Source organism: Bacillus cereus group sp. Bce041 (genome assembly GCF_052646455.1).
The window spans coordinates 1001750-1025764 of the sequence record NZ_JBQXON010000001.1; the positions used below are offsets into that span (position 1 = coordinate 1001750).

Below are 24015 nucleotides of genomic sequence, written 5' to 3' on the forward strand. Positions count from 1 at the left end.
ATAAATTTTAGTTTAATAAATGATACATAAGGTTAAGCATTGTTTTATTTCTATATTAATTATATCAAAAATAAACATAACTAAACAGACTTGTAATAAAAACCCATAAAAATTAATATATGGTTATACAGTGTTTTAACTGTATAATGATTTTAAGAATTCCCCTTAAAATCAACTCACTCACATACCTTTATACAGCAATTGTTCCCCAATTCTGTATATCAAAAAAACCTTTCATTCATTTGAAAGGTCTTTTTGAGCCTGCACATATTCTTCTTTCGTATTTACATTTATAAACCAATCCGCATTCGCTTGTACATCTTCTCCAGAAACATACTTCACATTACATTGTGATAAAAGCTGCCCCATACTTCTTTTTTCTTCCTGAAGTAAAGCATAAATCTTTTCTTTCACGCGGTTATGATACGCCGCAAGTAGCGGTTGTTTTCTTCCATTAATAATAGGTACAACCGCATCATATTCATTGTTCGTTTGCTCTAGTAAAATGGTAAACCATTCATGCGACACGTTTGGTGCATCGCAAGGCATAATAGCGTACCAATCTGCTTCTATGTATTCCATTCCTGATACAATGCCGGCCAGCGGTCCATTCCCTTTATAGTGCGGAATGTCTTCTATAACAGGTACTTGTACGAATTGCTCTACTCGCTCTTTTATATCAGTATGGCTAATTACTACAATGTCTTGCAAAGTATTTCCCATCACTTTCACAATATGCTCAACAAAAGTAGTTTCCTTCCAAATTGCTAACGCTTTCGGCTCACCGAATCTACTCGACATACCACCTGCTAATACAATTCCAGCATACTTACTCATTGGCGATGCAGCTCAAATGTAATATGACCTAATTCCGGTAAAATTAATTTATTCATCGCAAGGCGAACCGCTCCGCTAGACCCTGGCATCGAGAAGACTACTTTGCGCCCAATTGTACCACCAATCGCTCTACTTAACATTGCGCTGCTTCCGATATCTTCTAAATAACTAATCATACGGAACAGCTCACCAAATCCAACAATTTCTTTATCTAATAACGCTGATACTGCTTCAATTGTGACATCGCGTTTCGTAATACCAGTACCGCCATTTGTTAATACAACATCTACATCTTCCTTATGATAACCAGCTAACACTGCTTGCTGAATACTTTCTTTATCATCTTTTACAATTTCATAAGAAGTTACTTTATGTCCCGCTTCTTTTAACAATTCATGTAATAGTTGTCCGCTCTTATCTGTTTCTTCCGTACGTGTATCGGAAATCGTAACAATCTTGCAACGCACTTCTTTTGGAGCTTGTTTTTTATGTTCAGTTACACTCATTTTTTATCTTTCCTTTCTTAAAAACTTTTCTTCATTTTATCATACATATCTTTACACAATTATGTATGAAGCCAATAATGCGCCATGATACAATATAAGTATACTAACCCACAAAAAGGAAAGTGCCCTTTCTTATACTCCTAGACTACACATCTTTAGCTACTCTTTATATTTTCTACATAATAGAATTCAATTTTAAAACTTGTACTAAAAAATAAATCGGAGGTCTACCTATTATGGAACTATACAAAAAATTAACAACAACATTCATCCTCTTATTCGTCGCTTCCATCACTGTCGGTTTTTCTCTAAAAGGCGCAATTCCATACGCTACATTAGTAAGTATTATATTCGCAACGCTATTTTTACTAAGCAGTGCATTTTGCGCAGGTAAAGCACGTCAAATGAAAGGTTGATTACATATGTTCCAGAAGAAATCAATCCTTTGTAAATCATGTGAAAAGGAAATACAAAAGGAGGACTTACATTGTTTGAATCAAACCGTATCCAGTTACGAAAGTTTTCCGAAGATGATATTCTAACATATTATAAATGGCATAATGATATAGACGTTATGAGTTCAACTACTCTCACTCTTGATAAATATTCCCTTCAAGACACAGAAAAACTTTGCCAGCAATTTATTCATTCTTCGGACTCTAAGAGCTATATCATTGAAGAAAAATCTACGCATCTTTCAATTGGTATTACTTCTTTAATTCATATTGATTCGTATAATCGAAACGCTGAATGTATTATTGATATTGGTAACAAGGATTACTGGGGGCAAGGTTATGGGAAGGAAGCTTTCACCTTATTATTGGATTATGCATTTTTAGAATTAAATTTACATCGCCTTTCTTTACGAGTATTTTCTTTTAACGATAGAGCAATTAAATTATATAAATCACTCGGTTTTCAACATGAAGGAACTTGTAAAGAAGCTATATTCCGCAATGGCAATTGGCATGACATTGAACTCTTCGCTTTATTCCAACGTAATTATAAATAAAAAAGCTTTGCGCTCACCGCGCAAAGCTTTTTTTCATATATTATAGACCAGCTTGCTCTTTTAAAGCTGCTGCTTTGTCTGTACGTTCCCATGATAGATCTACATCAGTACGTCCAAAGTGGCCGTAAGCTGCTGTTTGTTTGTAAATTGGGCGACGTAAGTCTAGCATTTTAATAATACCAGCTGGGCGAAGATCGAAGTTGTTACGAACTAGCTCTACTAGTACGTCTTCAGATACTTTACCAGTGCCGAATGTATCAACTGAAATTGATACTGGTTGTGCTACACCGATTGCGTATGCAAGTTGTACTTCTGCTTTTTCAGCAAGACCAGCTGCTACGATGTTTTTCGCAACATAACGAGCTGCATATGCTGCAGAACGGTCAACTTTCGTTGCATCTTTACCAGAGAATGCACCGCCACCGTGGCGAGCGTATCCACCGTAAGTATCAACGATGATTTTACGTCCTGTTAAACCAGCATCACCTTGTGGTCCACCAATTACGAAGCGGCCAGTTGGGTTAATGAAGAATTTCGTTTCTCCATCCATTAATTCTGCTGGTACTACAGCTTTAATTACGTGCTCTTTTAAGTCGCGATCGATTTCTTCCCATGTAACATCTGGGTGATGTTGTGTAGAAATTACGATAGTATCAACACGTACTGGTTTACCATTTTCATCATACTCAACTGTAACTTGCGTTTTTCCATCCGGACGTAAGTATGATAATGTATCATCTTTACGTACTTCAGTTAAACGGCGAGCTAATTTGTGAGCAAGCGAGATTGGAAGTGGCATTAACTCTTGTGTTTCATTACATGCGAAACCAAACATTAAACCTTGGTCTCCTGCACCAATTGCCTCAATCTCAGCGTCAGTCATTTGACCTTCGCGTGCTTCTAGCGCTTGGTCAACACCCATAGCGATGTCAGCAGATTGCTCATCGATAGATGTTAAAACTGCACAAGTTTCTGCATCGAATCCGTATTTTGCGCGTGTGTAACCAATGCCTTGAATTGTTTCACGAACGATTTTTGGAATATCTACGTAAGTAGAAGTCGTAATTTCCCCCGCTACCAATACTAAACCAGTTGTTACAGTTGTTTCACAAGCTACACGTGCATTTGCGTCTTTTGATAAGATCGCATCTAAAATTGAATCAGAAATTTGGTCACAAATTTTATCTGGATGTCCTTCAGTTACAGACTCAGATGTGAACAGATGACGTTTTTTTGTCATGTGGTAAACCTCCCTACAGTAATTGTATATATTGTACGGAACTCATCCTTAATTTGCCACAAACTGCGACATACATTTATTCTCCCACACAAGCATACAGAAAAACCTTTCCTACTTTACATAGAGGAAAGGTTTAATTTGCTACTTGCATACTGCTTTTTGCCCTTCGCTCTTATCGTTCGAGACCTGTAGCCTCGCACAGGTTTTAGCACCTATTCACCTGTATTTACCACTACAAGTGAGGTTGCTGGGCTTCATCGGGCCTGTCCCTCCGCCAGCTCGGGATAAGAGAGTATCCGTCCCAACCTATACTAAAGAAATGATATTCATTTGTCAATTAATATTCACATTTTCCTGAAAGTTTTTCTCAATACGCCTGAAATGAAATATTAATAGGGAAATAATGCATTCACACAAACAAAAAGAAATAAATAGTATACATTATTTATATAATTGTGTTATACTCTTGTTGGGGATTACGAGAAATATTTCATTAAATGAAAAGGATGGTATATAAATATGAGTACTGTGAATGTCCAAATTGGTTTACACGAATTATTGAACGGAAGCAATGCACAGATTCAACTAAGTGTTCCGCAATTAGTGGAAAAAGTATTAATGCGAAATGAAGGGAAATTAACTTCGACTGGTGCCGTTTCTGCTTCAACTGGAAAATATACAGGACGTTCTCCTAAAGATAAATTTATTGTGAAAGAAGCATCGGTTGCTGACAAAATTGCTTGGGGAGCTGTGAACCAACCGATTTCTGAAGAACATTTTAATAAATTATATACTAAAGTTTTAGAATACTTAAAAGAAAAAGAAGAGTTATTCGTCTTCAAAGGATTTGCAGGCGCTGACCGCAATTACCGCCTACCAATTCAAGTTATTAACGAATATGCATGGCACAATTTATTTGTACATCAATTATTCATTCGTCCAACTGAAGAAGAATTAACAACTCATGAATCAGAGTTCACAATTGTTTCTGCACCGAATTTCAAAGCTGATCCAGCTGTTGACGGTACAAACTCTGAAGCATTCATTATGGTTTCATTCGAAAAACGTATCGTACTAATTGGTGGTACAGAATACGCTGGAGAAATGAAAAAATCAATCTTCTCTATTATGAACTTCTTATTACCTGAACAAGATATTCTTTCTATGCATTGCTCTGCAAACGTAGGTGAAGAAGGCGACGTAGCACTATTCTTCGGTTTATCTGGAACAGGTAAAACAACATTATCTGCTGATCCAAACCGTAAATTAATCGGTGATGATGAGCACGGTTGGTCTGATAACGGTGTATTCAATATTGAAGGCGGTTGCTACGCGAAATGTGTAAACCTTTCTCACGAGAAAGAACCACAAATTTTCGATGCAATCACATTTGGATCTGTTTTAGAAAACGTTATCATTAATGACCAAACACGTATCGCCGACTACAACGATACTACTTTAACAGAAAATACTCGTGCTGCATACCCTATGCATGCGATCGACAATATCGTACTGCCAAGTGTTGCTGGACACCCAAATACAATTATTTTCTTAACTGCTGATGCATCTGGCGTATTGCCTCCAATCAGTAAGTTATCAAAAGAGCAAGCTATGTATCATTTCTTAAGTGGTTACACTAGTAAACTAGCAGGAACAGAGCGCGGCGTTACTTCTCCGCAAGCAACATTCTCAACTTGCTTCGGTTCACCATTCTTACCACTTGATGCATCTCGCTATGCTGAAATGCTTGGTGAAAAAATCGAGAAACACGATGCGAAAGTATTCTTAGTAAACACTGGCTGGACTGGTGGCGAATACGGCGTTGGTAAACGTATGAACTTAGGTTACACTCGTGCAATGATTCAAGCTGCATTAAACGGTGAACTTGCAAAAACTGAAACAGCTAAACATGATATCTTCGGTCTTGAAGTTCCACTTCACGTACCAGGTGTACCTGACGAAGTGTTAATGCCTGAACAAACTTGGGCTGATAAAGCTGCTTACAAAGCAAAAGCAATCGAACTTGCAAATGAATTCAAAGCTAACTTCAAAAAGTTCGACAGCGTATCTGAAGACATTATTAACTTAGGCGGTCCAATCGCTTAAATTAAAACTTTCTGTTGGAATAACCCTTTACTCATATGAATAAGTGTCGTGTAACCGTAAAGTTTCGCGTACTCACCGACAAAACCCAATGCGGCTTAACGGTTACACACACTTACATAAAAAAGAAGCTTACGTGAAAACGTAAGCTTCTTTCTATATCTTATATAAAGTGAAACGCTAATCTCTTCATCTGTGACCTAGATTATAAAATTACAGCTTCGAATATATACATTATATCCCTACTCACTACATCTCTCGGGTTTCACATCGTATGGGGCTAAAAAAGGCCCTGACCGCTTCTATTCGTGACTGGATCATCTATTCCATCTAAAAAGAAGTCTTTTATCTTTTTAGCTCTTTGTTAGTTCTTTCTCATCTTTCATGCTATAGTAACCTAAGTTCACAACGATTAAAAAATAACCGCCCATAATCCCTACTGCAAATGCCCACATCACCATATGGTGCTCAATTTCGTACATAATAATAGCGCCCAAAATAGCAGCCGCAAAACGATTAAACATACCAAGCGTCGGTGCTTTCGTTTTCTTTACGATACTATCTCCAAGCTTCTCAATTCTTCTCCCTAAAAGCCAAACGCAATACATACTTACGATAAGTCCAATTCCTGCACCTAAAAAATGTGCTGAAAACGGTGTTATCATCCAGCCTAGTAAAAGAATACCTAGTATATAATACGATTGAATTTTAAATGATCTTAGTGACATACTAATCATGCTGTACCTCTCTTCATTCGTTCTTATCTATCCAACAAAAAATTTCTTTCAAATTCATATTCCTTACATTCATTTCATTCAAATTAAAAACAACATAAACAGTATGTTTATGTTGTTTAAATGTTTTTAGAAAATAATATTATACAAGATTTCAAACATCATATTCTCATATTTTGTGACGGTTTTTCAAACTTTTTTCGTCCATTTATGAAAAAAATGATATCAATCTATGAACATACGGATATGATGTAATAAGCACACAAATAAAGGGGGCGTCTAATGATTTATTTTTTAATGGCTCTCATTCACCTCATTATCCCTGCACTTATTGGACTTTCATTGTATTGGTACACGAAAAATCATAGCATTTTTTACGCTGTCCTCGGTGTTCTTCTTCCAGGTATTATTCTTATTACACTCTTCCGTATTCCATTTTTAAACTTAATTCCACTTATTACTGCTATCTTGTTTCTCATCTTCTTACCAAAAATAAAAAAATAGGAAAGCAGATCATAGGTGATCTGTTTTCCTATTTTGATATAGGTTCCCCTGCAATAGAATGAACTTTTACTTTCTCCGATTTCACAAACCATAGACCGACAAAAATGATAATTCCACCGATGATTTGTTGAAACGATACATATTCATTTGCCCAGACAGCTGCAAATAGAACCGCTACAAGCGGCGTTATATACATATATACCATCGTATGTGACGCCCCAATTTTTTGAACACCAACATACCACATTACTAGACCAAATACTGTTACAAAGAAAATAGAATATAGTAAAGCAAATAGTGTCATTCCGTGAGTAATGTGAAATGGCATGACAAACACATGTGGACCACTTAACAATAATAGCGGAATCGCACCCACTAATGCAGACCATGCAGTAACACGTAATGCTGAATATTTTTTAATTAATGGTCCTGCTAAAACAGGATAAAGCCCCCAGCATATTGATGTAATAAGTCCAATTCCATTGCCATAAAAAGAACTAGTAAGTGAATGTCCTGCTACTAAAACTAAGGCTGCACCAACAAAGGCAGTCATAGAACCGATTAACTTTCGAGAAGAAAACTTTTCTTGTTTCAAGAAAATCGCAAATGCAGTTGTAAAAATAGGTGAAATAGAAATGAGTAAAGAGGCATTTGTAGCGGATGTATATTTGACAGTTTCCATAAATAACGTTTGATACAGTACAATACCTACAACGCTAACGATAATTAATCTAGGTATATCCGTTCGCTCCATATAAACCGACTTTTCAATACAAAAGGTAAGGAGTAACAGAAGCGGTGCCGCCGCCATCATACGAAGTGCAGTAAACTCAATTGCTGTAAATTCTAAAAGTCCATACTTCGCAATTGTATAGTTAATCCCCCAAATAATAACAACACTTAAAATTAATAACTCAATTCCCCATCTTCTCATGCGTATCCCCTCCGCAAAGAAGATTATACAGAAAATTCAATCACATGTACATTTCATTATGTGAAAAAATCTTTTTATTATATGAAACGTTTTGGTAAATGAAATTATATGGGCGATTTTTTCAATATATCGACTTATCGACAATAATAGCGACTTATAAAATAAAAAAAGTGAGTCCAAAATACATTTTGGACTCACCTTTACTATACTCGAACGTGTAATTTCATATTTGGATTATAAAACTGGCTTGGGCTCTTCAACTGAAAAGTTCCTCCACCTTCATGCCAATCAACCGTTAACTTATCGTCCATAAATACAAGCTTTGTACGATCAGCGATAAAATTCATTGTGCTTGATTCAATATCCACATCGCGCTCATCTTTCTCTGCTACAGCTACTAAATCGATGATTCCGCTCATAACACAACCGCAACCTTCATTATCATAAAATAACTTTATATATTTCGCTTCACTTGGAATCGTATCCATAATCTTTTTATATGCTGCTTCTGTTACAGTAACGTACATATGTTAATCTTCATCCTCTCTTCTCTTATCATTCATATATTGTATCACCATTTTTCTTAAAAGTTATATACAGAAAATTAAGACTAATATACAATGTATGTGATAAAGTTTCAGCAATCGAGCTTTTATGAGTAGTTCATGCAGGAGAAAGGATGTTTACTATCTGTGTTCAAACTACAACGATATCCCATGTTATTAGGTGTATTTAGTAGTTTCTTCATTTCTAGCGGAATGCTATTACAGCATGTACTTCCCTATTCTCCTTCTATTAGCTGGATTCTAGGTTTTATTTGTTTCCTATCCGCTTCTTATTTTGCTACGAAGAATACAAACAACTCATAAAGCAAGAATCATCTTAAGGAGGATTATCAAACATGCCAGCCTTAAAAAAAATAGAGCAATCACTCGATCACTTATTCCAAATTGAAAAATACGGAAAAGATAGTGCCTTTAGTCGATTTATCCCAGCCGTATATGATCCTATCAAATTTCCTTGGCAACAATTTTTCGAAGCAAATTTTGTAGATTTATTTAACGGCCTTATGATGCACGGATCTGAAAATGTAAACAAAGTATTTTTAGCTGTATTCCCTACAGATGACGTTCTTGAAACATTCATTTCACAATCCACACCCGGTGATTTACTCTTTATGCACCATCCCCTTGTAATGGAGTGCGGTGATCCGCTTGGAAGATCAGGCCGCGGTTTCATACCAATTCCTGAAAAATATTTGCAAGGAATAAAAGAAAAACAACTTTCTATATATACATGTCACGTACCAATGGATTTTCATCAAACACATGGAACGAGTATTTCAATTGCAAAAGCATTAAACGCTACTGTAGTGGACGACTTTGCATATGGAGGCCCAGAACAAGAACCAGTTGGCCTTATTTGTGAAATAGATGAAACATCAACAGAAGCACTCCAAAAACATCTAAAACAACTCTTCCAGATTCCTTACACAGACTTCGAAGGTAAACGACATGATTCCATCAAAAAAATCGCAATTATCGCTGGATGTGGCGATGTCGTATCTTTAATGAAGGAAGCAGAAGAAAAAGGTGCTGAAGCATATATTACAGGAGAAATCCATTGCCATATCGATAATGATTACGGCAGACATAAATACTCGCTCATTATGGATTATGTAAAAGAAACGAATATGTCTCTGATTGGTGTGTCACACTCTGCCTCTGAATATTTAGTGAAAGAGACATTGATGTATGATTGGTTTAAAGAGAATTTTGATGTGGATGTTATTTTACTTCCTCAGGAAAAATGGTGGCTCTAACACTACTTAATTCTCCTCCCGCTATCTTTTGAAATCTAGACACAAAAGACGATCTGCCACACAAAATTATAGAATTCATAATATATATATATTAGTTCTATTTTAAAAACTAGATTTTGAAAATATAGAAAGGAGAACATATATGTACCCACGTAATTTTTTTAGTTGCGATGGCAGACGCAACAGCGGTTCTAACGGAAATACTGGACCCACGGGGAACACCGGACCTACGGGGAACACTGGACCCACGGGGAACACTGGACCCACGGGGAACACCGGACCCACGGGGAACACCGGACCCACGGGGAACACCGGACCCACGGGGAACACCGGACCCACGGGGAACACCGGACCCACGGGGAACACCGGACCTACGGGTAATGCTGGACCTTCCGGAGCTGGTTTCCAAAGTACTACCACCTTTAGTCTAGCAGCGGCTCCCAACTATAAAAAAGGACAAGTTGTCACTTATACGGGCAGTGGCTATGTTGTAAAAAAAGATGCACCTCAAGGGTTTCCTAATATATCTCCAGATTATATCGTATTAGTAGAAAGTGGACCTACCGGTAGTACCGGGCCTACCGGCATCACTGGGCCTACGGGGAACACTGGATCTACTGGCATCACTGGGCCTACGGGGAACACTGGACCTACGGGCATTACTGGACCTACGGGATCTGCCGATAGTGCTTCAGCAAAAAGTATTGTTTTTCAAGGAACAAATGCTGGTTTTCAACGTATAGCGGGTTCTCCTGGAATTGACTCCAATGTTATTCCATATGTCACTGCTGGAGCCGGTAGTATTGTCGGCTTTTCTGCGTCTATAAATATAAATAATTTACCTGCTGCTATTTATACGATTAATATTTGCAGAAATGTCCCAACAAACCTCACAACCCCTTCTTCTAGCTACATCCTATCTACTATTACCTTAACTACTACTGACAAAATTACCGGAACTATGGTATTTTCCATTAAACCAACGGATAGCGGAGCAGGACAAATTCAAGTATTTAATCCTACTCCGGCAGTAGGTCCCGCTACTGTAACTTGGACTAGTATTACAACTGGAAACCCAGTTGCAAGAGGAGATGCTATATCCCTTTATATTACCCCTGGAATTACTGCAAGTGCTGTATATTCTATTTTTCTAATTACCGATATATAGCAATTCATTTCATAAAAAAAGACCCGAAATTCGGGTCAACAAATAGAAATATAAATGAACTACAACAAATAACAGACAAAGCCATTATATATTTTTCATAGTAAAACATCCATTATTTTCTTTTTACACTATCAATATATTATTTTTCGTTATCGTCCTCTTTTTTAGAACGTCTACCTAAGAAGAACACAAAAACATCACTTCCAAATAAGTGATGTTTTTTGTAGTTAATGCAGTGGTAACATAACTTCAACCGTCGTTCCAACCCCAACTTCACTTTCAAAACTCATTTTACCGTTGTGGTCTTTAATAATTTTTTCTGTAACTACTAAACCTAGACCAGTTCCTGTTTCTTTCGTTGTATAAAAGGCTTCATTTAACTTTGGAATTTTATCTTTCGGAATGCCGCATCCCTCATCTTTCACTTGAACGATAATTCCATCTTTTACAGTAACTTTAATCGTAATTGTTCCGCCAACTGACATTGCTTCAATTGCATTTTTGATTAAATTAAAAAAGACCTGTTTTAATCGTTTTTCATCACATATAATTGATGGTAAGTCTTTACTGTAAATACCTTGTATGTAGACTCCTTGTTTTAAAGCTGGCTTTTCCATAACTCGAATAACATAAGAAATAATTTCTTGTATGTTATGAGTTTCTGATTCTAGTGATTTAGATTTCTCAAATCCACTAAGTTCTGTAGCAATTATATGAATCCGATCTACTTCTTGTTTCATAATATCACTATAAATTTTATCCTCTGGATGCTTGTCTGCTTGTTTATTCACAAGTTTTTTTAAGTTTGCTAAAGGTCTTCTAATCTTATAACCAATAACCGTTGCCATCTTTCCAACAGCTGCTAGTTTTTCTGTCTGTTTTATTTCTTTGTCCATCATCTCAAGCGTACGAACGTAAGACTGAACCCTTAAAAATATAATCCAACATATGATAGTAAATACGCTATATAATGCCATTGGGATTAAAACGAGAGAAGATTGAATAATGATTCCTGTAAGAGCATACTTTCCGATAAGTATCGCTGGAACTAACCAGAAATATCTTTTATTCACAAAGATTGGTGCAAACAAAATAAAAAATCCTTCTACTATATTTCCACCGTCAAATTCTGCATCGCTACCATAATAAATCATAATGTTATGGATACAATCTAATACATTATAGCCAATTAGAATAATATACTTTACCGCAAAAGCATTCTTCCATTTCATAAAGTATATTCCAATGCAAAACAATACCACCATCAAAAAGTAAAGCCATAAACCTAAACCATCTTCAAACTCTCCTACACCTTCTTGCTCTCCACCGATTAACGGTACGATAAATTCATAGGCAAGATCATATACGAAAAATATAATAAAAAATAAACTTAAAAATGCTTTCAGCGCCTTTATTTCTTCATTTTTAAATATATAGCCTTTATTCATATGGTAACTCCTAGCTTTTCTTCCACTTGGATTTCAGTATTTCCACACTTCCTTGGGAGAATGATGTCTATTCTCGTTCCAGTATCTTTTTCACTTGAAATATGCAACTCACCAAGGTGCTCGGCGACAATTCGATTCGCTACCGTCAGTCCCAGACCAATTTTATCTTGTTTCGTTGTATAAAAGGCCTCTGTAACACGGGGTAAGTTTTCTTGCTTAATACCATGACCATTATCGATCACACTGATCATTACATATTCTTTCCCTTTATTTTCTAATTGTAAATGTAATATACCACCTTGTCCCATTGCCTCTAAAGCATTTTTTATCGTATATAAAAAGACTCCTCTTATTTTTCGTTCATCACATTCAACTTCTATTGTTTTTTCTTCCACATTAGAAATAAACTGAATGTTTAATTCATCTATTTTTTCACGAAGACTTGTTATTACTTGTAATACAATTTTTCCTACATCATGTTTCTTATAAATAGAAGGTTTGCATGTAGCAACTTCCATTAACTCACTTATCATATTATTCATATTTTCTATTTCAAAAATCATACGTTTATAAATAGGATCCTCTTCATGCTTCTCTCGTTGTAATTGCGTAAATCCTTTTAATGAAGCAAGTGGATTTTTAATTTCATGTCCAACCGTCGCTGCCATTTTTCCGATTACTGCTAATTTCTGTGATTCACTAGCAATCGCAATACTTTCCTTTACAGCTGAAAGATATTGTAAAAATCGGTTTAAAATGATATATACAGCTATTAACATAAGTGTATACATAATAAGGAACATAAATGCTTTTACTTCCTCTAATACAAATAAATAAATTAAATATTTTCCTACAATAGAGGAAAGTAAAAACACATAGAATTTTTTATTTAAAAATATAGGTACAAAGAAAATGAGAATAATTTCTATTATATTTGTCGCATCAAACGCCGCCTTATTATAAAAAACATACGAAAATATATTAGCGAGTTCTATCCCTATGTATGCAAATATCCATGCATATTTAACAAGGTTTGCCTTCTCTTTTTTCATTAAATATATATTCACGCACAGTATTGCTATTCCGCAAATAACTTGCCATATTATGTTGTATCCCTTATCCATTATTGATTTATCTTCTAATACGATTGCATAGAAAATTTGATATACAATAACAATGACATATAACACCCATAAAAGGATTTTTGCATTTCTTTCTTCTTCTTTATATGATAGAAAACTTTCTTTCACTTCAACACCCCTTCAAAATAATATCTCGAAGAATACCATTTATTATAATAAATGATTTTCATAGACAAACAAAGATAAATCGAACATTTGAGGAAAATCATGCCAACTATGCAATATCTTCATGCTATATACAAGCATAAAAAACATAAAAAACATAAAAAATAATACGTATATTATGGGAGGTGTTTTTTATGGATGGCAAAAAAAATAAAAAGACCGAACAACTCCAATCTTTTACGCACGAAAATGAAGGAAAGGAGATGACAACAAATACAGGTGTTAAAATTTCAAGCAATGAAACTGCCAGTGATCGTTTCAGAACGATTAGGTAGTGCAGGGAACGCCAAATGGACAGTGGGAAGTAAATGATACTTTCTTAACAGGCTCACCACTCCTTTATGATGGATTACTTCTTATCGGCGGAGAGATGGATGATCATTTTCTTAACAAAGCAAGTTCATTTGTCGTAGAATCATATAATCACTTTAAGCCGATTGGCTCCTTCCAAAACGGCTCTTCTATTATTCAATCTTTAAATATCGAAGGAAAGCCTGGTGTTCTAATAGAACAAGACCCTACGAGGCTAGCAAATGAATTTATTAAAGCTATGACAAAACAACGCTTTTGGGATAGAGCATATTCATAAAATAGGGGGACATTTATGTTTGTTACTGTCGAGAAAGATGTGCATATTTTTGTGCAAGACGTTAATCCTGGTCCAGATAGTAAGACTGTTTTCTTCGTTCACGGATGGCCTTTAAATCATCAAATGTACCAATATCAACTCAATGTTTTACCTGAGCATGGCTTTCGCTGTATCGCCATGGATATACGAGGGAATGGACAATCTGATAAGCCATGGACTGGTTACAAGTATGATCGATTAGCCGATGATATCGCAATTGTTCTGGAAGCACTTCAAGTAGAGAACGCTACATTAGTCGGTTTCTCAGTTGGTGGTGCTCTTTCTATTCGCTATATGTCTCGCTATAATGGGCGCCGCATTTCTAAGCTCGCATTAATTGACGCTGTCTCCCCCTCTTTCGTTAAAAATCAAGAGTCCCCTTACGGTGTACCGAAAGAACAAGCAGATGCTCTCATTAATCAAATGTATGCTAATTTACCAAAATTTTTAAATGATGTATCTTTATCCTTTTTTAATAGAAACTTAGGGGCTGCAACCCTTGAATGGTTTTCTTATCTCGGTATGCAGTCCGCTTCTTATGCCCTTATAAAAATTTTACAAGCAGCTGCAAATGAAGATGTAACGAAAGATTTAAATAAAATTAACGTCCCAACAAAAATCTTCCACGGCGTTCACGACCAACTAATTCCTTACAAAAGTGCTGAGCTTACGCAACAACGAATTAAAAATTCTCAGTTACATGCTCTTACAAATAGTGGTCATGGTTCACCAATCGATCAAGCGGATGAATTAAATAAAGAACTGATAAAATTTTTACATGCATAACAACTGCAATACAAGAACGAAAGTTAATATAATCGATTTTTCACAAAACATAAAATTCACATATTTCTCACAAATACACAAATAAAACGATTACATTTTCATATATACTAAATGTACAGGTAATACTCCCTAAACCCAGCTTGTCTGGTTACCCCGTTAAATACTATGAAAAAAGAACTTGTATCGTTATACAAGTTCTTTTTGTTTCTTTTATTTAAAGAGGATATCTTTACTATATTGATTTCCAACGAGTAAATCATATTGAAGCATTTTATATTGCTCTAACATTTCTTTTTGTTTCTTTGTTAAATCATTGATTACTTCTCCATTTTTATCAACTTTTAATTCATCTCTAAGCACTGGTATTTCCTTGTAAAATTCCGATAAAAATTGATAAAATAAGGATTTATTTAATCCTGCATAATCAAAAATAAGATTAGAAAAATGAATTGGGCTTACTAAACCTAAATTATCATTTGGCATATCAAAGTTTGCATACATTAATAACGGCGTTTGCGCCATGGCTAAACGTTCATTCGGTGTTTTTTCATTCGTTATATACCCATTTTCTTTATAAAAAGATTTATTTATTCCTAATGATGGAAGATGATCTCCAAAGAATACTAATAATGTAGGTCTATCAAAATTATCTAGTTGCTCTATTAAATATTGAAGAGCCTCATCTGAACGTCTTAATCCTTCTGTATACGTCTCTAATTCTCCCTTTGAGTCTTCATTTTCTAGACCGCTAATTTCAATTAGTTTTTCACCAAATCGGCCCTCTGTAAATGGAAAATGATTTTGCATCGTAACTGCATGAATAAATGTAGGTTGTTTTTGTTTCTCTAACTCAGCAATTATCTCTTTACTCATCGCTAAATCACTAATATAATCTCCATCAATATCCACATTTTCCATCGTGTCCTCTGCATTAAACTTATCAAACCCTAACACCTTATATACATCATCACGTTTAAAGAATGTGCGACCAAATGAATGAATTGCACTTGTATAATAACCTTCTTTTTTCAACGCTGTAGGGATTGATGGAATTTCTTTCTTATTTGTAATAACCTGCTGATATGGTATAGAACCTGGCTTTAACAAACTCATTGAATAGCTTGTTAATGCCTCAAATTCAACGTTCGCCGTATTTCCCCCAAATGTAGGAGAAATAGTTTGTCCACCAGGAAAGTTTTCTATATAATGATGTAAATTTGGTACAGGATCTTCACTAAAAGAAAGGTTAGTTACTTTCGTCGGATCCCAAAACGATTCACTCATTACAAAAATAATATTCGGTTTCTCTTTTTTCTTTTGGCTCCCTATATTTCCACTATATTGTTTTTTTATATCGTTTGCTATTTGAAGCATATTTTCTTTAGAATAATTTTTTGGTTTTTCCATAACTGTTGTATCTAAATTGCTAATAAACCCAAGTACAAAACCATTTGAAGCATAGTTCTCATTTTGATTCCACAAAACAAAATCTACACCTGATTTTTGAAATACTTTATTCATAAATGTATTCGCAAAATTACCATACGCATATAGAACAAAAATAGACCCTACTACTAATAAGGCTCTTATTCCTAGATGAATCTTTACATTTTGAATATACCTTCTCATATATATCCCTGCTACAATACAAGCTACGATACTTAAGATAATGACAAAAATATAACTCCAACTAAAATAGTCCATCACCATCGGTATAACAGATTGCATATGCGTAATTTGTGTAAAATCAGAAGGATATAACGGATCACCTCTGAAAATAAGCTTCAAATAATTCACAATACATAAAATGACTAACGTACAGCTCGTTAAAACCATACTTAGAAAAACCTTACCTATTAAATTATATACAAGAATATATATTGCATAAATTACTACAAAACTTAATATAAACTGCATATTATAAAAGTAAATCCAATTCATTGCCTCTATGAAACTCATATTAACTTGCATGACAATATAAAATAACGCTACTGTATGAGCTAGCAAAAATAATATAAAATGCACTCGTAGGGATGCTCTAAGTATAGACATCTCTTTTTTATTGAAATGCGTAATATAAAACGTTATGCCCCATATGAAAATCATCATAACACTTAAAACAAGCTTTTGATTTAAATGATCTTTCATCATGTCTAAATTGAAAATCTTTAAAATCATAAACAGCATAGTTATTACTAATAAAGTCACCATACTACTTATAATGCTAGAAATTAATATATTTCTTTTTGGAAGATGAAAAAGTGTAGAACCATACTTCAATTCATTCCCTCGTTTCTATGTCTTAATTTCCCCCGCATCGAAAGAACTATTTCTATTAAAATAACATATATTACATATTTCGTCTGCATACTTGTTTCTATCATAAATGTATTGTCTTAATATTCCCTTAATCAACAGTTAAATTGTGGCATACAAATTACTCATTCTTGAAAAACTTAATTTCAGCATTCCACTTTATGATATAATAACTATGTTTTGGAAATCCTTAATACTATTAAAGATTTCACATAAAAATACGAAAGAATTAATAAAAAAGGAGTTGCTCATTTTTGCTTACTAAGTTTAAGAGTTTGCCTAAAGCGGTATATGTAATTTTGGCGCTTTCTTTCCTGTTGCACGTTTTTTGTTTAGTAAAACAGCCAGGATTAGATGGAGAGTTAGTCAAAGTAACATATGGTGCAAATGATGCCTTTAACTATTCGTTAACAGCTGAACAACTATTAAAACATGGTGTATTTGGTTATGTGTATTTAGAACCTAGTGAAGTTCCAGGAAAAAATGCATATATTACACCAGGTCAGCCATTACTATTAGCTGGCGCTATGATTATTTCTGATATTACATCAATTCCTTACTATTACGTAGCAACTGTTATTAACATGATCATGAACCTTTGCACAGTGCTATTAGTATTCTTAATAGGAAAAGAATTGTTCGAAAAAAACATTTATGGAATTGTTGCAAGTATTTTATATGCTATTTATCCAAGTAACTATACATACTTCCGTACATTGCTAACAGAAGTTCCATCCATATTCTTATTGGCGTTATGTGTATATGTATTTGTTCTCGCATGGAAATACAATAAAGTGAAATTCCATATATGGTTTGGAATTGTCGTTTCAATTTTACTTATGTTCCGTCCAAATCCAGCTCCAATGATGCTCATTCCTGTTCTTGTTGTTTTATTTACATATGGATTTAAAGACTCCATTCGAATCGGATTGTTATGGTTTATCGGACCTTTCTTTATTATTGGCGCATGGGTTGTTCGTAACTACTTAGCACTCAACCAATTTATTTTATTCTCAACCCAAGGTGCAGATCCACTAATTGCCGGTGCAGATCCATTTAATAAAATTGGATATGAAAATATAGTAAATGAAATGAGAGCTAAAGGCTTAGATGACAAAGGTGCATACGCAAAAGAATTAATCAAGAACGGATTTAAGACGGACTTCACTTATTGGTTCTCTTGGTTCACTGTCGGTAAAACAATTGAATTATTCAAAACAGCTCCTGCTGTAGACCAATACCGTATTCACAACTTTATGCAACTATGTCATAGAGTGTTTATCATCGGTACATTCTTGAGCAGCTTCTGCTTCATGCTAAATTCATTTAAACATAAACGCGTTATGATGCTAGTAGCAAGTTCTATTATTTACATTATCTTCTCAAACTTATTCTTAGCAATTAATCGCTATGGATTTTTCATTAATCCTCTTATGTGCTTAATTCTTGCATACGGATTAATTCACATTGTGCAGAAACTTCCATTCTTCCGCACTAACCAAGCATAATAAGAAAGAGGTCGTCCACCGTTGGACGACCTCTTTCTTATTCCCCACACTTTACACACGGCCAATTTGTCCATTCTGTAATTACACTTTAATTCCGTATGTATGTGTTTCTGTATTTGTCAAAATATCTTTCACAACACCACTCACTGTTTTATGTATAAATGCAAGTTTTTAACAACTATTACTATAACGAAAAGAACCCGCCACAAGACAGGTTCTTTTCGTTATTTTATGATAAAAGAGAAGATGATTAGCATGTGTATTATATAAAAGGAAGCAGCCATATTTTCCATACGATACATACGAGTACTGTAACTACAAAATCAAAAAAATCTAATCTCGGGCCTTTTTTCATATTCATATGTAGCCACATATGAAACCATTTTATTTTTGTATATTTATGGATGTTTTTCTTTGCAAATCGGTAAATAAGCATTTGCATAATAAAAAATCCGGCCACAAAAATAAATAATAAGATGAGAAATCCAATCACAAAATTCCTCCTATTTTTGTAGCGTTTTTTCTACTATCCGATTTTTCAAAACCCACTCTTCAAACTGGGCACTTCCAAATTCCCAACTAAGATCGCGAGCATGTACAGAAAAAACGTAATAACCGGCATATTCATCCATAAACCTACCTAACTCTACATCGTCTTTCTGAATACCGTATACTCCAAAATTAAAATACACATCCCATACGTCTTCATTCTTTCTCTTATAAGCAATCGATTCCATATCACATTCTGTCCCGAAATAATCAAGATGTAAATGTACGCTATCATCGTATTCGTACTCCATTTTATCACCCCTTATATTTGTACTTCTTTACCACCAAAAAAATTCCTGCTATCTACACTCACATATGGGCGATTACCTACATATCATGCTTGTAGAGTGACTTCTAGGAGGTGTTATATAGTGAAAAAATTAATCGCGATTTTTTGCATCATGTTACTAGCTGTTTTTACTTTTGCTGCTTGTAGTAGTAAAAAAGAAGGTACGAAAGAACAAACTCAAAACATTCGCGTCGGCGAAGTTACCCATTCTCTCTTCTATGCCCCATTATATGTTGGGATTGAAAAAGGATTTTTTAAAGATGAAGGACTAAATATTGACCTACAAACAACAGCTGGTGGCGATAAAACGATGACCGCCCTATTATCTGGCGGAATTGATATTGCTCTCGTCGGTTCTGAAACGTCTATTTACGTTCATCAACAAGGAGCGAAAGACCCTGTCATTAACTTTGCACAGCTTACACAAACAGATGGGACATTTTTAGTTTCACGTAAAAAACTAGACTCTTTTAATTGGAATGACGTAAAAGGTGTTACATTTTTAGGACAGCGTAAAGGCGGCATGCCGCAAATGGTTGGGGAATACGTTTTAAAGAAAAATGGCATTGATCCTCGTAAAGATACGAACTTAATTCAAAATATCGAATTTGCTAATATTGCAAATGCCTTCGCATCTGGTACTGGAGAGTTTGTCCAGCTCTTTGAACCGACTGCAAGCATATTCGAAAAAGAAGGTAAAGGTTATATCGTCGCTTCATTCGGAAATGAATCTGGTACTGTTCCTTATACAACATTCATGGCAAAAGAAAGTTTCTTAAAGAAAGATAAAGCTGCTGCTGAAAAGTTCACACGTGCGCTCTATAAAGCACAGCAATGGGTTGATACACATAGTCCAGAAGAGATTGCTGATGCTGTTTCCCCGCTATTTAAAGACACTTCAAAAGACATTACAGTAAAAGTAATTGAACGGTATAAAAAGCAACATTCTTATGCGACAAATCCACTACTAGATGCGGAAGAATGGAAACAGCTCCAAACGATTATGAAAGACGCTGGTGAATTACAAAAAGAAGTCCCACATGAAGCGCTCGTCAATACAAAAATTGCCGAAAGCGTTATTAAGAAATAGAGGCGAAGTGTATGAGTTTTTTACAAATACGTAACGTTTCTCACTGCTTTTTTGCAAAAGAGAATGCCAAACTTATTCTTGAAGATATGAGCTTACAAGTGGAAGAAGGCGAATTTATTTCTATACTCGGCCCAAGTGGTTGCGGTAAAACAACGCTCCTCTCAATCATTGCTGGATTACTTGATCCAATTGATGGTATTGTCTTTTTAGATGGTGAACCAATTACAACGAAAACATCATCTATGGGATATATGTTGCAGCAAGATTACTTATTCCCGTGGAAAACGATTGAAGAAAATATTATGCTTGGACTTCATATTCGAAGGATTTATGATGAACAAATGAAAGAACATACTTTAAACCTTTTAAAGCAAGTCGGTCTACATGGGGTAGAAGGACAATATCCTCGTGAACTATCCGGCGGTATGCGTCAACGTGCTGCTCTCGTTCGAACGTTAGCAACTGATCCGAAAATTTTATTACTAGATGAACCATTCTCCGCACTCGATTATCAAACGAAATTAAAACTAGAAGAACTCGTTTTCAACTTACTAAATAAATATAAGAAAACATCACTACTTGTTACTCACGATATTGAAGAGGCGATTGCGATGAGTGATCGTATTTATTTACTGCAAGCAAATCCTGGAAAAATCGCGAAAACCTTTATCGTCCCGGAAAGTATCCGTTCTTTATCACCGTTAGAAGCACGCCATCACTACGATTTCCCAGCCCTCTTTCAAGATATATGGAAGGAGCTGGAACGACTTGGATAATATAAAACAACTACATGAACAATTTCGAAAGAAAGAACGCAGGCGTGCTTGGATTGCTCGCTCACTACAGCTTTTACTACTTATTCTTTTCTTTGCACTATGGGAAATAGCTAGCAAAAAAGAATGGATCGATCCTTTACTCTTTAGTTCTCCTTCGAGTATTTGGGATCTCTTCTTAACGAAATGGATCGACGGTTCACTTTGGGTCCACATATGGACGACATTGCTGGAAACAGGAGTAGGCTTCATTCTCGGAACGGTACTCGGTGCTATTATTGCCACGTTTCTTTGGTGGATGCCACTTCTAGCCCGCGTACTTGATCCTTACCTCGTCGTCCTAAATGCAATGCCAAAAGTTGCACTCGGTCCAATCATCATCGTTATTTTCGGTCCAAACATTTCATCTTCTATCGCAATGGGAGTAATCATTTCCATCATCATTACCATTCTCGTTATTTACAGTGCATTTCAAGAAGTCGATTCTAACTATATAAAAGTGATGGATACATTTGGCGCAAATAAATGGCAATGTTATAAGCAAGTCGTTCTCCCTGCATCCTTTCCAGCAATTATCTCAACGTTAAAAGTAAATGTTGGTTTATCCTGGGTTGGTGTTATTTTCGGAGAACTTCTCGTTTCCAAACAAGGACTTGGCTACTTAATTAGCTACGGATTCCAAGTCTTTAACTTCACACTCGTCTTACTTAGCGTACTACTCACATGTGTTCTTGCAACTCTTATGTATGTATTTGTTGAGGCATTTGAAAAAATTCTAATTGGAAAAAGAAAAAGAAGCTGACTCAAAACAGTGCGCTATAGTCAGCTTCTTTCTTTTACCTTTTATCACACATTTTCGTTTCATTTGTAATGTTTCCATCCGCAACCGTAACTGTATGGAAACAGTCTTTCACACGTACTGTAACGACATTATCTTTTCGATCTATCACATGATAATCATTAAACTTTTCATTCAAAGCACTACGAATTTGCTCCCCTTCAAAAATCGGAAAACCGTGAGACATTACCCAAATGAGACCAGCAACAGCAAGAATCGTTTTCATACGTTTCATTACCTCCTCGAGAGTAAACTTATAGTCCCTACAACACGCGCATTATAATTGTGTCTAAATTGTGACATTTTTATACTAATTCTCTTTTGTGCCTCCAGTTCCTTCTTCTTTTTGATAAAAATACATAATTTTCAATTTTATCAACATAAGAAAAAACGCAAAGAATTAAAAATTCTTCACGCTTTTCTTTAACGAAACTATATCGAAAGCATAACTCACATTAGTCTCCACTTTGTTGTTCTATCGTTTTCGAAACATCATATAATCCTGACAGCACTTCCGCTCTCATTTTTACAAGCTCAGGGAACTGATAGAAGAAAGCAATTTTCTTATATTTTAACTCTGTTCCTTCTTTCACTTTTTTTGAATCTTGTAAAATGAACGCTGTAAATGTATCTGCGATATCTTCCGTTACATTTGTTGTTCCATATAGCGATACAAAATCATCATGCTTTTCTTTATAAAATTTAATTTGTGCCTCTTCACTTTCTTCTACTTTCTTTTCTGTCCACTCTTGCTCAATTGGTTTCCAAAATTCATTATAAAATTGGTTAATATACGAAGTTTTTCTCGCACATCCATTTTTCAAGAACACCGTTTTACATTTATTTCGATATGATGAAATGTCTTTCTCTTCATCAAACGCCTCTAAATATTTCCTATCCACTGGTACTTGTTTATGCCCAATCGTTAATACGTGAGCCGTTTCATGAATTAATGTTTTCATCACTTCATCTATATTCACCCCAGAATCGAGCACGTCTAAACTAAGCAACCAATCTCTCGGGTCATCCATACTTGGCATGACATGAGCAACAACGCCATCATCACCATCCGTTATTAGATCAAACCCTGTTATATTCTCACGATATTTCACTGGAATGAGAGTGCGATACATGTCCCATAAAGTTTCATGATACTCTCTATCTTGCCGTTGGCTTAACAAATCATCTTTTGCTACTTCGTCATCTGCAAAAGCTTTATTCAATCTCTTACGATCCAATTTCTCAAAATAAGGATCTACAATTTCATCACCATCGATATAATAAGAAGCTAAAAAGAAATAATTGTCATCCTCTTCTTTTTTCTGTTCCGCCTCTTTCATATTCACACTTTCATACTCTTCTATGTCATAATCTTCTACTTTTTCAAGTTCTGAAAGTCCCTCTATCTTTTTATATACTTTTTGTAATGTTTTATCTCCTATTTGCGTACACTCTTCTTCTGTTTTACAAATTTCTTTTTCTTTTGTAACCTCGATAGCACTATCGCATCCTGCAACTAAACCGCTTGCTATAATACAACACACTAACTTGCCATACAGTTTCTTCATACAATCCCCCATTATTCCATTCTACAAAATATCATAATCATTTTTTTGCGAATAT

Annotated in this window: 24 protein-coding genes, 2 pseudogenes and 1 riboswitch; of the genes and pseudogenes, 12 read left to right on the top strand and 14 right to left on the bottom strand. The window is 35.1% G+C overall.

Features of this window, described 5'->3' with window-relative positions; translation table 11 throughout:
* Nucleotides 1-234: 234 nt before the first annotated feature.
* Both ACUN13_RS05270 and ACUN13_RS05275 read right to left on the bottom strand, forming a co-directional pair.
* Nucleotides 235-837 (bottom strand): molybdenum cofactor guanylyltransferase, encoded by a 603-nt coding sequence (locus ACUN13_RS05270; protein WP_000049593.1) that lies wholly within the window; start codon nt 835-837, stop codon nt 235-237.
* Complete coding sequence (locus tag ACUN13_RS05275) at nt 834-1343, bottom strand: MogA/MoaB family molybdenum cofactor biosynthesis protein (protein ID WP_000117124.1); 510 nt, start codon at nt 1341-1343, stop codon at nt 834-836. Before ACUN13_RS05275 ends, ACUN13_RS05270 begins: the two co-directional genes overlap by 4 nt.
* A 236-nt stretch (nt 1344-1579) precedes the next feature.
* Here ACUN13_RS05275 and ACUN13_RS05280 point away from each other — a divergent pair, with 236 nt between their 5' ends.
* Both ACUN13_RS05280 and ACUN13_RS05285 read left to right on the top strand, forming a co-directional pair.
* The gene (locus ACUN13_RS05280; RefSeq protein ID WP_000424805.1) at nt 1580-1759 is read left to right on the top strand and encodes a hypothetical protein; all 180 of its coding nucleotides are present in this window, start codon (nt 1580-1582) and stop codon (nt 1757-1759) included.
* A gap of 71 nt (nt 1760-1830) precedes the next feature.
* Nucleotides 1831-2355: a GNAT family N-acetyltransferase gene (locus ACUN13_RS05285; RefSeq protein WP_000464126.1), complete on the top strand. Its 525-nt coding sequence runs from the start codon at nt 1831-1833 to the stop codon at nt 2353-2355.
* 40 nt (nt 2356-2395) lie between these two features.
* On the opposite strand, the gene metK is transcribed toward ACUN13_RS05285, so the two are convergent.
* Complete coding sequence (gene metK / locus ACUN13_RS05290; RefSeq protein ID WP_000163123.1) at nt 2396-3595, bottom strand: methionine adenosyltransferase; 1200 nt, start codon at nt 3593-3595, stop codon at nt 2396-2398.
* 169 nt (nt 3596-3764) lie between these two features.
* Nucleotides 3765-3886, bottom strand: a riboswitch (SAM riboswitch).
* A 228-nt stretch (nt 3887-4114) separates the two neighbouring features.
* On the opposite strand from metK, the gene pckA reads away from it, so the two are divergent.
* Nucleotides 4115-5701 carry a phosphoenolpyruvate carboxykinase (ATP) gene (gene pckA, locus ACUN13_RS05295; RefSeq protein ID WP_000108802.1) on the top strand — a complete coding sequence of 529 codons (1587 nt, stop codon included), beginning with the start codon at nt 4115-4117 and terminating at the stop codon, nt 5699-5701.
* Nucleotides 5702-6051: 350 nt separating this feature from the next.
* Here pckA and ACUN13_RS05300 read toward each other — a convergent pair whose 3' ends face one another.
* On the bottom strand, nt 6052-6435 hold the full coding sequence (locus ACUN13_RS05300; protein ID WP_000624922.1) for an ATP synthase subunit I: 384 nt from the start codon (nt 6433-6435) through the stop codon (nt 6052-6054).
* A gap of 279 nt (nt 6436-6714) precedes the next feature.
* Between ACUN13_RS05300 and ACUN13_RS05305 the strand changes: the two genes are divergently transcribed.
* Entirely contained in the window at nt 6715-6936 is a 222-nt protein-coding gene (locus tag ACUN13_RS05305; protein ID WP_000639042.1) for a hypothetical protein, read from the top strand.
* A 28-nt stretch (nt 6937-6964) separates the two neighbouring features.
* On the opposite strand, the gene ACUN13_RS05310 is transcribed toward ACUN13_RS05305, so the two are convergent.
* Entirely contained in the window at nt 6965-7870 is a 906-nt protein-coding gene (locus ACUN13_RS05310; protein ID WP_001255411.1) for a DMT family transporter, read from the bottom strand.
* Nucleotides 7871-8073: 203 nt separating this feature from the next.
* Nucleotides 8074-8397, bottom strand: a complete 324-nt coding sequence (locus ACUN13_RS05315) for an iron-sulfur cluster biosynthesis family protein (protein ID WP_000289570.1) — start codon at nt 8395-8397, stop codon at nt 8074-8076.
* A gap of 374 nt (nt 8398-8771) precedes the next feature.
* On the opposite strand from ACUN13_RS05315, the gene ACUN13_RS05320 reads away from it, so the two are divergent.
* Nucleotides 8772-9692, top strand: a complete 921-nt coding sequence (locus tag ACUN13_RS05320; RefSeq protein ID WP_001111122.1) for a Nif3-like dinuclear metal center hexameric protein — start codon at nt 8772-8774, stop codon at nt 9690-9692.
* 142 nt (nt 9693-9834) lie between these two features.
* Entirely contained in the window at nt 9835-10860 is a 1026-nt protein-coding gene (locus ACUN13_RS05325; protein WP_445423707.1) for a collagen-like protein, read from the top strand.
* Between the two features lie 227 nt (nt 10861-11087).
* Here the strand turns inward: ACUN13_RS05325 and ACUN13_RS05330 are convergent, their stop codons facing one another.
* Both ACUN13_RS05330 and ACUN13_RS05335 read right to left on the bottom strand, forming a co-directional pair.
* Nucleotides 11088-12308, bottom strand: a complete 1221-nt coding sequence (locus tag ACUN13_RS05330) for an ATP-binding protein (RefSeq protein ID WP_001032627.1) — start codon at nt 12306-12308, stop codon at nt 11088-11090.
* Nucleotides 12305-13558 (bottom strand): ATP-binding protein, encoded by a 1254-nt coding sequence (locus ACUN13_RS05335; protein ID WP_025687319.1) that lies wholly within the window; start codon nt 13556-13558, stop codon nt 12305-12307. The genes ACUN13_RS05330 and ACUN13_RS05335 overlap by 4 nt, the downstream gene beginning before the upstream one ends.
* A gap of 288 nt (nt 13559-13846) precedes the next feature.
* Here ACUN13_RS05335 and ACUN13_RS05340 point away from each other — a divergent pair.
* Both ACUN13_RS05340 and ACUN13_RS05345 read left to right on the top strand, forming a co-directional pair.
* Nucleotides 13847-14204 (top strand): annotated as a pseudogene (locus tag ACUN13_RS05340) (catalase); the annotation flags it as partial.
* 15 nt (nt 14205-14219) lie between these two features.
* Nucleotides 14220-15029: an alpha/beta fold hydrolase gene (locus tag ACUN13_RS05345; protein WP_445423708.1), complete on the top strand. Its 810-nt coding sequence runs from the start codon at nt 14220-14222 to the stop codon at nt 15027-15029.
* A gap of 210 nt (nt 15030-15239) precedes the next feature.
* Here ACUN13_RS05345 and ACUN13_RS05350 read toward each other — a convergent pair whose 3' ends face one another.
* Nucleotides 15240-17309 carry an LTA synthase family protein gene (locus ACUN13_RS05350; protein WP_445423709.1) on the bottom strand — a complete coding sequence of 690 codons (2070 nt, stop codon included), beginning with the start codon at nt 17307-17309 and terminating at the stop codon, nt 15240-15242.
* Nucleotides 17310-17599: 290 nt separating this feature from the next.
* On the opposite strand from ACUN13_RS05350, the gene ACUN13_RS05355 reads away from it, so the two are divergent.
* Nucleotides 17600-18853, top strand: coding sequence for a glycosyltransferase family 39 protein (locus ACUN13_RS05355; RefSeq protein ID WP_000956221.1), 1254 nt, complete (start codon nt 17600-17602; stop codon nt 18851-18853).
* Nucleotides 18854-18934: 81 nt separating this feature from the next.
* On the opposite strand, the pseudogene ACUN13_RS05360 reads toward ACUN13_RS05355, so the two are convergent.
* The 3 genes and pseudogenes from ACUN13_RS05360 to ACUN13_RS05370 all read right to left on the bottom strand — a co-directional run.
* Nucleotides 18935-19006 (bottom strand): annotated as a pseudogene (locus ACUN13_RS05360) (DUF2196 domain-containing protein); the annotation flags it as partial.
* Between the two features lie 109 nt (nt 19007-19115).
* Entirely contained in the window at nt 19116-19346 is a 231-nt protein-coding gene (locus ACUN13_RS05365) for a hypothetical protein (RefSeq protein WP_000578982.1), read from the bottom strand.
* 10 nt (nt 19347-19356) lie between these two features.
* The gene (locus ACUN13_RS05370) at nt 19357-19653 is read right to left on the bottom strand and encodes a DUF3986 family protein (protein WP_000455580.1); all 297 of its coding nucleotides are present in this window, start codon (nt 19651-19653) and stop codon (nt 19357-19359) included.
* 120 nt (nt 19654-19773) lie between these two features.
* Here ACUN13_RS05370 and ACUN13_RS05375 point away from each other — a divergent pair, with 120 nt between their 5' ends.
* Genes ACUN13_RS05375 through ACUN13_RS05385 form a run of 3 tightly spaced genes read left to right on the top strand, consistent with a single transcriptional unit; the run spans nt 19774 to nt 22356 of the window.
* Complete coding sequence (locus ACUN13_RS05375) at nt 19774-20781, top strand: ABC transporter substrate-binding protein (protein WP_000733143.1); 1008 nt, start codon at nt 19774-19776, stop codon at nt 20779-20781.
* An 11-nt stretch (nt 20782-20792) separates the two neighbouring features.
* Nucleotides 20793-21557 carry an ABC transporter ATP-binding protein gene (locus ACUN13_RS05380; RefSeq protein WP_000009035.1) on the top strand — a complete coding sequence of 255 codons (765 nt, stop codon included), beginning with the start codon at nt 20793-20795 and terminating at the stop codon, nt 21555-21557.
* Nucleotides 21550-22356 carry an ABC transporter permease gene (locus tag ACUN13_RS05385; protein WP_000368771.1) on the top strand — a complete coding sequence of 269 codons (807 nt, stop codon included), beginning with the start codon at nt 21550-21552 and terminating at the stop codon, nt 22354-22356. Before ACUN13_RS05380 ends, ACUN13_RS05385 begins: the two co-directional genes overlap by 8 nt.
* A gap of 34 nt (nt 22357-22390) precedes the next feature.
* Here the strand turns inward: ACUN13_RS05385 and ACUN13_RS05390 are convergent, their stop codons facing one another.
* Together ACUN13_RS05390 and ACUN13_RS05395 are read right to left on the bottom strand one after the other, a co-directional pair.
* A complete protein-coding gene (locus ACUN13_RS05390; protein ID WP_000849112.1) occupies nt 22391-22618 on the bottom strand; it encodes a hypothetical protein in 228 nt (75 codons plus the stop codon).
* Nucleotides 22619-22847: 229 nt separating this feature from the next.
* Complete coding sequence (locus tag ACUN13_RS05395; RefSeq protein ID WP_445423710.1) at nt 22848-23960, bottom strand: recombinase family protein; 1113 nt, start codon at nt 23958-23960, stop codon at nt 22848-22850.
* Between the last annotated feature and the right edge of the window lie 55 nt (nt 23961-24015).

Excerpts from the sequence above, each read along its gene's own strand:
- ACUN13_RS05270 (WP_000049593.1), bottom strand. The coding sequence starts at position 837 with ATGAGTAAGTATGCTGGAATTGTATTAGCAGGTGGTATGTCGAGTAGA.
- ACUN13_RS05380 (WP_000009035.1), top strand. The coding sequence starts at position 20,793 with ATGAGTTTTTTACAAATACGTAACGTTTCTCACTGCTTTTTTGCAAAA.
- ACUN13_RS05275 (WP_000117124.1), bottom strand. The coding sequence starts at position 1,343 with ATGAGTGTAACTGAACATAAAAAACAAGCTCCAAAAGAAGTGCGTTGC.
- ACUN13_RS05330 (WP_001032627.1), bottom strand. The coding sequence starts at position 12,308 with ATGAATAAAGGCTATATATTTAAAAATGAAGAAATAAAGGCGCTGAAA.
- ACUN13_RS05280 (WP_000424805.1), top strand. The coding sequence starts at position 1,580 with ATGGAACTATACAAAAAATTAACAACAACATTCATCCTCTTATTCGTC.
- ACUN13_RS05300 (WP_000624922.1), bottom strand. The coding sequence starts at position 6,435 with ATGATTAGTATGTCACTAAGATCATTTAAAATTCAATCGTATTATATA.
- ACUN13_RS05315 (WP_000289570.1), bottom strand. The coding sequence starts at position 8,397 with ATGTACGTTACTGTAACAGAAGCAGCATATAAAAAGATTATGGATACG.
- ACUN13_RS05320 (WP_001111122.1), top strand. The coding sequence starts at position 8,772 with ATGCCAGCCTTAAAAAAAATAGAGCAATCACTCGATCACTTATTCCAA.
- ACUN13_RS05370 (WP_000455580.1), bottom strand. The coding sequence starts at position 19,653 with ATGGAGTACGAATACGATGATAGCGTACATTTACATCTTGATTATTTC.
- pckA (WP_000108802.1), top strand. The coding sequence starts at position 4,115 with ATGAGTACTGTGAATGTCCAAATTGGTTTACACGAATTATTGAACGGA.
- ACUN13_RS05310 (WP_001255411.1), bottom strand. The coding sequence starts at position 7,870 with ATGAGAAGATGGGGAATTGAGTTATTAATTTTAAGTGTTGTTATTATT.
- ACUN13_RS05305 (WP_000639042.1), top strand. The coding sequence starts at position 6,715 with ATGATTTATTTTTTAATGGCTCTCATTCACCTCATTATCCCTGCACTT.
- ACUN13_RS05390 (WP_000849112.1), bottom strand. The coding sequence starts at position 22,618 with ATGAAAACGATTCTTGCTGTTGCTGGTCTCATTTGGGTAATGTCTCAC.
- metK (WP_000163123.1), bottom strand. The coding sequence starts at position 3,595 with ATGACAAAAAAACGTCATCTGTTCACATCTGAGTCTGTAACTGAAGGA.
- ACUN13_RS05345 (WP_445423708.1), top strand. The coding sequence starts at position 14,220 with ATGTTTGTTACTGTCGAGAAAGATGTGCATATTTTTGTGCAAGACGTT.
- ACUN13_RS05395 (WP_445423710.1), bottom strand. The coding sequence starts at position 23,960 with ATGAAGAAACTGTATGGCAAGTTAGTGTGTTGTATTATAGCAAGCGGT.
- ACUN13_RS05325 (WP_445423707.1), top strand. The coding sequence starts at position 9,835 with ATGTACCCACGTAATTTTTTTAGTTGCGATGGCAGACGCAACAGCGGT.